Source organism: Ancylobacter sp. TW_SC_1 (genome assembly GCF_056836805.1).
Genome location: NZ_CM166365.1, coordinates 1,517,012 through 1,528,539, shown reverse-complemented (window position 1 = coordinate 1,528,539; position 11,528 = coordinate 1,517,012). Strand labels below are relative to the sequence as shown.

The window sequence follows — 11,528 nt, the reverse complement described above, 5'->3', positions numbered from 1 at the left end:
CCGGCATGGCGGATTTCGTCAAACTGCCCGAAACTCGGCCGTAAATTCACGGTTTTGGGCAAAAAATACGCGTGACAAAACGTCTGATCGCGTTTTGAATGACCATTCAAAAGAAGCCTCCAGAGGCCGCATCCGGTATCGGGTGTTAAGAGCGCCGCAGGTGCCGAGAGGGTCGATGACGTTCAAGCGCCATCCGGCGTCCGCTGCGGACGCATGAGGGCGGGCGTGCCCCCCGGGCGCGTCTTCCGAACGACGCCGTCCCCGACTTGTCGATTCCGGTCGTGCCGGGCTTGGCGTCAGGCCGCACCGGTTCCATGATCCTGCCAGGATGCCAACGGGAACAGAAACGATGCGCACGTTCAAATTCGTGGCCGCCGCCGCCCTCGGGCTGGTGCTCGGCGTCGCTCCGATGATCGGCGACGCGGCCCGCGCCGCCGAGCCGGCCGCCTGCAAGACGGTGCGGTTCGCCGATGTCGGCTGGACCGACATCACCGCCACCACCGCCCTCGCCTCGACCATCCTCGACGCACTCGGCTACACCACGAAGACGCAGGTGCTGTCGGTGCCGGTGACCTACAAGTCGATGCAGACCAAGGACATCGACGTCTTCCTCGGCAACTGGATGCCGACCATGGAAGCCGACCTCAAGCCCTACCGCGAGGACAAGACGGTCGAGGTGATCGGCGTCAATCTCGAAGGCGCCAAGTACACGCTGGCGGTGCCGACCTATCTCTATGACGAGGGCCTGAAGTCCTTCGCCGACATCGCCAAGTTCAAGGACAAGCTCGGGGCTAAGATCTACGGCATCGAGCCGGGCAATGACGGCAACCGCCTGATCCTCGACATGATCAAGGACGACAAGTTCGGCCTCAAGGGCTTCGACCTCGTCGAATCCAGCGAGCAGGGCATGCTGGCGCAGGTCGAGCGCGCCTCCCGGCGCAAGGAAGCCATCGTCTTCCTCGGCTGGGAACCCCACCCGATGAACGCCAAGTACAAGATGAGCTACCTCGAGGGCGGCGACGACGTGTTCGGGCCCAATTACGGTGGCGCGACCATCTACACCAACACCCGCGCCGGCTACACGACCGAGTGCCCGAATGTCGGCACCTTCATCAAGAACCTGAAATTCTCGCTCGACACCGAGAATGTGGTGATGGGCTACATCCTGCTCGACAGCATGGAGCCGGGCAAGGCCGCCGAAAAGTGGCTGAAGGCCAATCCGACCGTGTGGGAGCCCTGGCTCGCCGGCGTGACCACGATCGACGGCAAGCCGGCCGTTCCGGCGGTCAAGAAGGCCCTGAAGCTCTGAGCGAAGAGCGGCCCCCCATGTGATGAGGGGCCGCTCTCTCCGGCCATCCTTCGAGGCTCGCTCTGCTCGCACCTCAGGATGACGTTGTTCCGCGATGACCGTCATCCTGAGGCGCCCGGCGCAGTCGGACCTCGAAGGATGGTGACACCGAGCGCCCCTGACCGGCAGGCGGCGTCCGCCCTCACTCACCCCACCGAGGAGCGCCCATGTATGACTGGCTGACCGAGCACAAGATTCCGCTGGGAATCTGGCTCCGCGACTTCGTCGACCTGCTCACCACGCATGGTCAGGGCTTCTTCGACTTCATCTCCCTCGTCCTCGGCTCGCTGATCGGCGGTTTCACCGCCGCGCTGCTGTGGGTGCCGCCGCTGCTGCTGATCGCGCTGTTCGCGGTGGCTGCCTGGCTGGTCCACCGCTCCGTCGGCCTGGTGGTGTTCATCGTCGGCTCGCTGCTGCTGGTCACCAATCTCGGCTACTGGTCGGCGACGATGGAGACGCTCTCCCTCGTCATCTGCGCCACGCTGGTCTGCGTCGTGGTCGGCGTGCCCATCGGCATCGCCGCCGCCCACCGGCCCTGGCTCTATACCGCCATCCGGCCGATCCTCGACCTGATGCAGACCATTCCGACCTTCGTCTATCTGATCCCGACGCTGGTGCTGTTCGGGCTCGGCGCGGTGCCGGGGCTGATCTCGACGGTGATCTTCTCGATCCCCGCCCCCATCCGCCTCACCCATCTGGGCATCTCCTCGGTGCCGCCGGCGCTCTACGAGGCCGGCAAGGCGTTCGGCGCCACCAAGACGCAGCTGCTGTTCAAGGTGGAGCTGCCCTACGCCCTGCCGACCATCATGGCCGGCATCACCCAGTGCATCATGCTCAGCCTGTCCATGGTGGTCATCGCCGCGCTGGTCGGTGCCGACGGCCTCGGCAAGCCGGTGGTGCGGGCGCTGAACTCGGTGAACATCGCCATGGGCTTCGAGGCGGGTCTCGCCATCGTGGTGCTCGCCATCGTGCTCGACCGCGTCTGCAAGCGGCCCGAGCGGCGCTCGCGGAAGGGGTGAGAACATGTCCGCCGTCGAATTCCGCAACATCGACATCGTCTTCGGCGCCGACCAGAAGAACGCCCTGAAGCTGATCGACGAAGGCCGCTCGCGCGACGAGATCCTCGCCGCCACCGGCGCCGTGCTCGGCGCGGCGGGGGTGAGCCTTTCCATCGAGCGCGGCGAGATCTGCGTGCTGATGGGCCTGTCCGGCTCCGGCAAGTCGACCATATTGCGCGCCATCAACCGCCTCAACGAGGTGGCGCGCGGCGAGGTGCTGGTCGAGCACAAGGGCCAGGCCGTCGACGTCGCCCGCTGCAGCGAGGACACGCTGCGCGACATCCGCATGCACACCGTCTCGATGGTGTTCCAGCAGTTCGGCCTGCTGCCCTGGCGCACGGTGCGCGACAATGTCGGCTTCGGGCTGGAACTGCGCGGCGACATGAGCGCGGCCGAGCGCAACCGCATCGTCGACGAGAAGCTCGCCATGGTCGGCCTCACCAACTGGGCCGGCAAATACACCAACGAGCTCTCCGGCGGCATGCAGCAGCGCGTCGGCCTCGCCCGCGCCTTCGCCACCGACGCCGACATCCTTTTGATGGACGAGCCGTTCTCCGCGCTCGACCCGCTGATCCGCGACAAGCTGCAGGACGAGCTGCTCGATCTGCAGCGGCGCATCCACAAGACCATCGTCTTCGTCAGCCACGACCTCGACGAGGCGCTCAAGCTCGGCAACAAGATCGCCATCATGGAAGGCGGCCGCATCGTCCAGGCCGGCACGGCGGAGGACATATTGCTGCGCCCGGCCAACGCCTATGTCGCCGAGTTCGTGAAGCACATGAACCCGCTCAACGTGCTGCGCGGCACGGCGGTGATGCGCCCGGCCGCGAGCCTGTCGCGCGAGGGGGATTGCGTCGTGCTCGACAAGGGCGGCCGGGTGAGGGTGAAGGTCGACGCCGAGGGGCGGCCGATCTCGCTCGATGTCGACGGCCGCGCCGGCCTGCTCGCGACCGCCGATGGCGAAGCCGGCCTGATCGACGACAAGCTGGCGCACGACGCCGACTGCATCGTCGCGCCGGTCGACCTCAAGCTGAAGGCGGCGATCGAGCTCAAGCGGCACACCGACCTGCCGATCCTGCTGGTCGACAGCCTGGGCCGCCTCGCCGGCCTGTGCGACGATGACGAGATCTATCGCGGCCTGCTGCGCCGGCTGGATGGCTGAAGCACCCCGCGCCGCTCTCCGACAGGCGTCATCCCGGACCGCCGACGGCCGATCCGGGATCGCGTGAAGGAAGGGCTATTCGGCGCACGATCCCGGCTCGCCGCAACGCGGCGTCCGGGATGACGGCGGAAAGGCCCGCCGGTCAGCCCCCGGCGCAGCGCCTACGCCGCGGCCAGACCGACCGCCGTCACCACGTCGTTGACCACCGCCTCCACCAGATCGCGATTGTCGCCCTCGCCCATCACCCGGATCACCGGCTCGGTGCCCGAGGGGCGGATGAGCAGGCGGCCCTGGCTGTTGAGCTTCAGCTCGGCGGCGGCGATCGCCTTGAGCACGGCGTCGTTCTCCAGCGGCCGGCCGCTCTTGTAGCGCACGTTCTTGAGGATCTGCGGCAGCGGATCGAAGCGGTGGCACACTTCGGAAACCGGCCGCTGGCGGCGCTGCACCACGGCGAGCACCTGCAGCGCAGCGACGAGGCCGTCGCCGGTCGTCGAATAATCCGACAGGATGATGTGGCCGGACTGCTCGCCGCCGACATTGAAGCCCTTGGCGCGCATGCACTCCAGCACGTAGCGGTCGCCGACCGGCGTGCGCTCCAGCGACAGGCCGAGGCCGGCGAGGTGGCGCTCCAGGCCGAGATTGGACATGACCGTGGCGACGATGCCGTTGCCCGCCAGCCGCCCGTCCTCGTGGAAGCTCTCGGCGACCACCGCCATGAGCTGGTCGCCATCGACGAGATGGCCCTTTTCGTCGACGATCAGCACGCGGTCGGCGTCGCCGTCGAGGGCGATGCCGATATCGGCCCGCACTTCGCGCACCTTGGCGGTCAGCGCTTCCGGCGCGGTCGAGCCGACCTCGTGGTTGATGTTGAAGCCGTCCGGCTTGTCGCCGATGGTGATGACCTCGCAGCCCAGCTCCCACAGCGCTTCCGGCGCGACGCGATAGGCGGCGCCGTTGGCGCAGTCCACCACGACGCGCAGGCCGTCGAAGGACTGGTTGCGCGGCAGCGTCCGCTTGGCGAACTCGATATAGCGGGCGTGCACGCTCTCGACGCGCTTGGCGCGGCCCATATCGCCGGGATTGGCGAGCATGCCCGACATGTCGCCGGCGATCAGTCCCTCGATCCGCGCCTCCAGTTCGTCGGAGAGCTTGTAGCCGTCCGGCCCGAACAGCTTGATGCCGTTGTCGTCATAGGGGTTGTGCGAGGCGGAGATCATGACGCCGAGATCGGCGCGCATGGAGTGGGTCAGCATGGCGACGGCGGGCGTGGGCACCGGCCCGAGCAGCAGCACGTCCATGCCCACCGAGGTGAAGCCGGCGACCAGCGCGTTCTCGATCATGTAGCCGGACAGCCGGGTGTCCTTGCCGATCACCACGCGATGGCGGTGCTCGCCGCGCTGGAAGACGAGGCCGGCGGCCATGCCGACCCGCAGCGCCAGTTCCGGCGTGATCGTGCCGTTGGCACGGCCACGAATGCCGTCCGTCCCAAAGAGTTTACGTGCCATGACGGACCTCATGCAGAAATCCGCCGGCAGCCTGAGGCGAATCCGGCGGCGGCGGAACGTCGCCGTACGATGTCTCTAGCATCGACTATGCACGCGAGGGTTTCACAAAGTGTAAGCATTCCTTTCGCGCGTACGCCCCATCCACCGCCATCGTGGCGATGACGCCGCCGAAACGAAGAGGGGGAGGCCTCGCTTGCGCGAGCCTCCCCCTTTCAGGAACGGTCGGGCCGGCCTCAGGCCTGAGGCTGCGGCTCCATGCCGGCATCGGGGCGCGGCGGGCGGTTCTTGCCCGCGCTCGGCACGACCGAGCCGCGCGTATGCGCCGGCTCGATGGTGGTGTCGCGCACCGGCGCGTTGCCGTCGAGCAGACCGATGATCTCGTCGCCGGACAGCGTCTCGTATTCGAGCAGGCCGCGCGCCAGCGCCTCGAGCTGGTCCTTGCTCTCGGTCAGGATGCGCGTCGCCTCGGCATAGCCCTCGTCGACAAGGCGGCGCACTTCGCTATCGATGGTCTGCGCCGTCGCCTCGGAGACGTTCTGCTGGCGCTGCATCGACATGCCGAGGAACACCTCGTCATTGTTCTCGCCATAGGCGACGTTGCCGAGCTTGTCCGAAAAGCCCCAGCGCGTGACCATCATGCGGGCGAGGCGGGTGGCCTGCTCGATGTCGGAGGCGGCGCCGGAGGTGACCTTGTCGTGGCCGAAGATCAGCTCCTCGGCGACGCGGCCGCCCATCATGATGGCGAGGCGCGAGGTCATCTGCTCATAGGACATGGAGAGCTTGTCGCGCTCGGGCAGCTGCATGACCATGCCCAGCGCGCGCCCGCGCGGAATGATGGTCGCCTTGTGCACCGGGTCGGTCGCCGGCACCTTGAGGGCGACGATGGCATGGCCGCCCTCGTGATAGGCGGTCAGCATCTTCTCGTCCTCGGTCATGACGAGCGAGCGGCGTTCCGCGCCCATCATCACCTTGTCCTTGGCGTCCTCGAAGTCGCTCATCGTGACCATGCGCTTGTTGCGGCGCGCGGCCATCAGGGCGGCTTCGTTGCACAGATTGGCGAGATCGGCGCCGGAGAAGCCGGGCGTGCCGCGGGCGATCACCTTCAGGTTCACGTCCGGCGCCACCGGGATCTTGCGGGCATGCACCTTGAGGATCTGCTCGCGGCCGACCACGTCCGGATTCGGCACGATGACCTGGCGGTCGAAGCGGCCGGGACGCAGCAGCGCCGGGTCGAGCACGTCGGGGCGGTTGGTCGCGGCGATGAGGATGATGCCCTCATTGGCCTCGAAGCCGTCCATCTCGACGAGGAGCTGGTTCAGCGTCTGCTCGCGCTCGTCATTGCCGCCGCCGAGGCCGGCGCCGCGATGACGGCCGACCGCATCGATTTCGTCGATGAAGATGATGCACGGCGCGTTCTTCTTCGCCTGCTCGAACATGTCGCGCACGCGGCTGGCGCCTACGCCGACGAACATCTCGACGAAGTCGGAGCCGGAAATGGTGAAGAACGGCACGTTCGCCTCGCCGGCGATGGCGCGGGCGAGCAGCGTCTTGCCGGTGCCGGGCGGTCCGACCAGCAGCACGCCGCGCGGGATGCGCCCGCCGAGCCGCTGGAACTTCTGCGGATCGCGCAGGAACTCGACGATCTCGGTCAGGTCGCTCTTGGCCTCGTCGATGCCCGCGACGTCCTCGAAGGTGACGCGGCCATGCGCCTCGGTCAGCAGCTTGGCGCGGCTCTTGCCGAAGCCCATCGCCTTGCCACCGGCGCCCTGCATCTGGCGCGACAGGAAGATCCACACGCCGATCAGCGCGATGAAGGGCAGCCAGGAGATCAGCAGGCTGACGAACCACGGCACGTTGTCGGTCAGCGGCTTGGCGGTGATGGACACGCCCTTGCCGTAGAGGCGCTGCACCAGCGAGGGATCGTTGGGCGAATAGGTCTGGAAGGCGCGCCCGTCGGTGAAGGCGCCGGTGATCTCCGGTCCCTGGATCACGACGTCGCGCACGCGGCCCTGATCAACCTCGTTGAGCAGCTGCGAGAAGCTGATGTCGTTCGTCGCCTGGCGCTGCGCCGGATTCTGGAACAGCGAGAAAAGCGCCAGAAGCAGAAGAACGATGATCACCCAGAGGGCGAAATTCCGAATATTGGCGTTCATCATGTCCCTTTCGGCGTCGGTGACCACCGACGCGCGGGCACCGCCGGCGCTGGCGGTCCTCCCTTGTCGCTTGGTAATTTAGGTGGCGCATTGATCCTTGCCAAGATGGCCCGGGCAAGGCGTTTCGCCCCATTCGTGCAAATTGACGTCAGAATTAACGCAGCGGCAGCCGGCGCGCCGGCGCCGCCTGTACCAGAACGCCATGCCGGTTCACCCGAATGAGCGCCCCGGCGAGGGTGCGCGCGCCATGTCCCAGCGGGTCGAGGCCGGCGACCCAGCCATGGAGCGCCTCGAGCTTTCCCAGTTCCACCTCGCCCCCGGCGACGGCCCGGATGGCGCGGCCGAGCAGGCGCAGGCCGATCTCGTCCGGCAAGGCGGCAAAGCCGTCGCGCGCGAAGCGGATCGGCCCCTCGTCCGGCCACAGCCGGGCGCCGGCGGCATCGGTCGCGGCCTCCAGCGCCGCCTCGGCGCGGGCCATGCGGCCGGCAAGGCGCGCGAGCGCTGCAGCGTCGAACCCTTCTGCAGCTAGAGATGGCAGCAGCGCGCGCAGTCGCGTGCGGGCGAAGCGCGGGTTCCGGTTCGAGGGGTCCTCGGCGACGGCGACGCCGGCATCGCGGCACTGCGCGATCAGCGCGGTCTTGGGCACGCCGAGCAGCGGCCTCAGCAACTGGATGCCGCCGAGCGGACGCCCCGCCGGAATCCCGGCCAGTCCTCCCAGGCCCGAGCCGCGCATCAGCCGGAACAGCACCGTCTCGGCCTGGTCGTCCAGCGTGTGGGCGGTGGCGATCGCCGGCGCGCCGATTGCAGCGGCATGGGCGGCCAGCACCTCATAGCGCCCCTCCCGCGCCGCCTCCTGCAGGCGCGCTTTCGGCAGCGGCGCCGGCAGGGCGAGAACGGCGTGCGGCAGGCCGAGCCTCGCCGCCAGCGCGCCGACGGCCTCGGCCTCGGCCCGCGCTTCGAGGCGCAGGCCGTGGTCGACGGTGGCGACATGAAGCTCGGTGGCGGCACCGGCGGCGGTGCGCCAGCGATGGGCGAGCAGCATCAGCGCCGTCGAATCCGGCCCGCCGGAAACGGCGAGCAGCACCCGCGCATGGCGCGCGAAAGGGGCGAAGAGCGTGGCGAGGGCGGCCTCGTCGGGGAGGCCGGCGGCAGGTTCGGGGACGGCCTCAGCAGCCGGCACGTTTCTGCTCCCGCTCCACCCCCTGCTTGATGGTGGCCGAAGCGCGCGGATATTTGTTGCCGACCGCGTTGAGCGTGGCGCAGGCGGCGTCCTTCTCGCCGATCGCGGCGAGCGACTGGCCGAGCCGCAGCAGCGCGTCCGGCGCCTTCACCGCGTTGGGGTAGTCGGTCGAGACCTTGAGGAAGTTCTGCGCCGCTTCCTTGTAGGTCTTGCGCTGGAACTGGGTTTCGCCGAGCCAGTAATAGGCGTCGGGCGCTGCCCGGTCGTTCGGGTAGAGCTTCAGGAACTGGTCGAAGGTCTGCGCCGACAGGACATAGTCCTGACGCTGCATGTAGCCGAAGGCGAGATCGAACAGGTCCTTCGGGCTGTTGCTCGGCGGCTGTGTGCCGCCGCCGGCCGCGACAGTGCCAGACAATGTGCCGAGATCCATCGGCGCGCCGGTGGCTGGGCCCGAGGGCGCCGTGGTGCCGAGCGGGCGCGGCGCACCGGGCACCGCCGACGGCGCGGAAGGATCGAACGCATCGGAACGGCGCCCGCCATTCGCATCGGCCGCCGGCGGAACGCCGCCGCCGGCCGATGGCGCCGGGCGCGGGGCCGCGCCGGCAGCAAAGCCTGCATCCCCCTGCAGCAGCCGGACCTGCTGCTCGAGCTGCTGGTTGCGGTACTGCAGCTGCTCGATCTGGCCGGTCAGCTGGCGAAGCTGATTCTCCAGCCGCTCGATGCGCGTGGTGACGGTGCCGGCCTCGTCGGCCTCGACGGCCTGGCTGTCGTTGGAGCGCACCTGCCCGGGGGGCTTGAACAGGTTGCCGAAGAAATTGTTGTCCGCCTGTGCGTGCGCCGCCCCGACGGGAACGAGCGAGATCGCGACGGCGGCGGACAGGGCGATGGCGACAAGGCGGGGCAAGCGAACGGTCATGGCTGCGATGAACAACAGAGGGCTACGCGACGCGGCCGTCCCGGCCGCGCGATGTCATTATGAGCATACCGGACCGATCACGTCCAAAATTTGACCCAGCGTCACGGAAGCGGGCCAAAAAAGGAAAGCCCGGCCCGCGGGGAGCGGGTCGGGCCATGCGCGATCGGGGAAGCGCGATCAGGAGCCTGTGGCGTTCAGCACCGTGACGGCGCGGCGGTTCTGCGACCAGCAGGAGATGTCGTTGCAGACCGCGACCGGGCGCTCCTTGCCGTAGGAGATGGTGCGCATGCGGCTTGCCGCGACGCCGCGCTGGACGAGGTAGTCGCGCACGCTCTGGGCGCGGCGGGCGCCGAGGGCGATGTTGTACTCGCGCGTGCCGCGCTCGTCGGCATGACCTTCGATGGTGAAGCTGTACTTGGCATAGTGGTTGAGCCACTGCGCCTGCTTGTCGAGCGTCGCCTGCGCCTGCGGCGTCAGGCTGGTCTGGTCGCTCTCGAAGAAGACGCGATCGCCGACCGAGACGATGAACTCCTGCGGGCTGCCGGGAGGCGCCGAGCCCAGCGCCGCGCCGGCGCCGTCCATCGGGTTCTTGGCGCAGGCGGCCGCGAGCATCGCGAACCCGACGATGAAAGCGACGCGCGCGCCGCCCAGATGCCGCAACATACGGATCATAACCGCTGACTCCTGAATTCCCCGACCGGCGTTCCGATCTGGCTGTTTGCGTCAATCAATGTTCCGTCGTGCTTTACGGAACCTTGCTGAATTGCGTCGATTTCGCGACCGTGTCGTAAACTGTCGCTTATGGTTAACCGTTCCCTAACCGCCGGCCCTATGAGCGCAGCGGCGACCAGGCCGGATCGGAGGCGTAGCTCGGGGTCGGCACGCGTTGCTCGTTATAGCCGGTGATGTCCACCGTGTAGAGCTGCGGCCCGCCGTTCCCACCGGGATCGCGGAAGAACATGATGACGCGGCCGTTCGGCGCGAAGGTCGGGCCTTCATTGTGATAGCCCTCGGTCAGGATGCGCTCGCCCGAGCCGTCCGGACGCATCAGGCCGATGGCGAAGCGCCCCTGCGCCTGCTTGGTGAAGGCGATGACGTCGCCGCGCGGCGACCAGACCGGCGTCGAATAACGCCCCTCGCCGAAGGAGATGCGGTGCTGGTTCGAGCCGTCCGGGTTCATCACATAAATCTGCGAACCGCCGCCGCGATCGCTCTCGAAGCAGATTTGCGTGCCGTCCGGCGAGTAGCAGGGGGCGGTGTCGATTGCCGCGGTGTCGGTGAGACGGGTCGTCGCCTTGGACCGGAGGTCCATGACGAAGATGTTGGAATCGGCGCCCTGCTGCAGGCTGAGGATCACGCGCTGCCCGTCCGGCGCGAAGCGCGGCGAGAAGCTCATGTTGGGGAAGTTGCCGACCACCTCGCGCTGGCCGTTCTCGATGTTGAGCAGATAGACGCGCGGCTCGCCGTGGCCATAGCTCATATAGGTGATTTCCTGGCTGGTCGGCGAGAAGCGCGGCGTCAGCACGAGATCGTCGCCGCGCGTCAGATACGTCACGTTGGCGCCGTCCTGGTCCATGATGGCGAGGCGCTTGATGCGCTTCTCCTTCGGCCCGCTCTCGTCGACGAAGACGATGCGCGTGTCGAAATAGCCCTTCTCGCCGGTCAGCCGCTCATAGATCGCGTCGGCGATGATGTGCGCCACGCGGCGCCAGTTCTCCGGCTGGGTGAAATATTGCTGGCCGATGAGCTGCTGGCCGGCGAACACGTCCCACAGGCGGAATTCGGCCTTCACGCGCCCGTCCGGCTGGCGGGTGATGCGGCCGGTGACCAGAGCCTGCGCGTTGATCACGCGCCAGTCCTGGAAGCGCGGCGAGGCATCCGGATTGGCGATCTTCTCGACGAAGGCGGCCGGATCGATCGGCGCGAACAGGCCCGAGCGGCGCAAATCGGCCGAAATGATCTGCGTCACGCCCTTGCCGGCCTCGATGTCCTGCGGGCTGCCGCCGCCGACGAAATCGGTGATGGCGATGGGGAGCGGCTGCACGGTGCCGGAGGTGATGTCGAGGCGGACGGCGGCCTGCGCCAGGTCCGGCGCGAGCCCCGTCCCGCCAAGCCCTGCCCCGCCGAGAGCCGCCATGCCGAGCAGAACCGACCGGCGGCCGACAAGGCCGTTGGCTTCAAGGGAAAAACGCCGCGACATTCTGCG

At 68.0% G+C, this 11,528-nt stretch carries 9 protein-coding genes; 3 read left to right on the top strand and 6 right to left on the bottom strand.

The genetic code is table 11. From position 1 onward, the window contains the following. Window positions 1–349 precede the first annotated feature (349 nt). The 3 genes from AC1PZ7_RS07025 to choV all read left to right on the top strand — a co-directional run bounded on the left by AC1PZ7_RS07025 (window position 350) and on the right by choV (window position 3,568). Entirely contained in the window at window positions 350–1,309 is a 960-nt protein-coding gene (locus AC1PZ7_RS07025; RefSeq protein ID WP_482358772.1) for a choline ABC transporter substrate-binding protein, read from the top strand. Window positions 1,310–1,515: 206 nt separating this feature from the next. After that, window positions 1,516–2,367 carry a choline ABC transporter permease subunit gene (gene choW, locus AC1PZ7_RS07020; RefSeq protein WP_482358771.1) on the top strand — a complete coding sequence of 284 codons (852 nt, stop codon included), beginning with the start codon at window positions 1,516–1,518 and terminating at the stop codon, window positions 2,365–2,367. A gap of 4 nt (window positions 2,368–2,371) precedes the next feature. Continuing rightward, window positions 2,372–3,568, top strand: coding sequence for a choline ABC transporter ATP-binding protein (choV, locus tag AC1PZ7_RS07015; RefSeq protein WP_482358770.1), 1,197 nt, complete (start codon window positions 2,372–2,374; stop codon window positions 3,566–3,568). A 161-nt stretch (window positions 3,569–3,729) separates the two neighbouring features. Here the strand turns inward: choV and glmM are convergent, their stop codons facing one another. From glmM to tolB, 6 genes are all read right to left on the bottom strand, one after another. Continuing rightward, on the bottom strand, window positions 3,730–5,073 hold the full coding sequence (gene glmM / locus AC1PZ7_RS07010) for a phosphoglucosamine mutase (RefSeq protein ID WP_482358769.1): 1,344 nt from the start codon (window positions 5,071–5,073) through the stop codon (window positions 3,730–3,732). A 233-nt stretch (window positions 5,074–5,306) separates the two neighbouring features. Continuing rightward, window positions 5,307–7,226 carry an ATP-dependent zinc metalloprotease FtsH gene (gene ftsH, locus AC1PZ7_RS07005; RefSeq protein WP_482359589.1) on the bottom strand — a complete coding sequence of 640 codons (1,920 nt, stop codon included), beginning with the start codon at window positions 7,224–7,226 and terminating at the stop codon, window positions 5,307–5,309. A gap of 154 nt (window positions 7,227–7,380) precedes the next feature. Continuing rightward, on the bottom strand, window positions 7,381–8,406 hold the full coding sequence (gene tilS, locus AC1PZ7_RS07000; protein WP_482358768.1) for a tRNA lysidine(34) synthetase TilS: 1,026 nt from the start codon (window positions 8,404–8,406) through the stop codon (window positions 7,381–7,383). Next, window positions 8,393–9,322: a tol-pal system protein YbgF gene (gene ybgF / locus AC1PZ7_RS06995; protein WP_482358767.1), complete on the bottom strand. Its 930-nt coding sequence runs from the start codon at window positions 9,320–9,322 to the stop codon at window positions 8,393–8,395. Before ybgF ends, tilS begins: the two co-directional genes overlap by 14 nt. Before the next feature lie 177 nt (window positions 9,323–9,499). After that, complete coding sequence (gene pal, locus AC1PZ7_RS06990; protein ID WP_482358766.1) at window positions 9,500–9,994, bottom strand: peptidoglycan-associated lipoprotein Pal; 495 nt, start codon at window positions 9,992–9,994, stop codon at window positions 9,500–9,502. A 157-nt stretch (window positions 9,995–10,151) separates the two neighbouring features. Then, on the bottom strand, window positions 10,152–11,522 hold the full coding sequence (gene tolB / locus AC1PZ7_RS06985) for a Tol-Pal system beta propeller repeat protein TolB (RefSeq protein WP_482358765.1): 1,371 nt from the start codon (window positions 11,520–11,522) through the stop codon (window positions 10,152–10,154). Window positions 11,523–11,528: the final 6 nt, after the last annotated feature.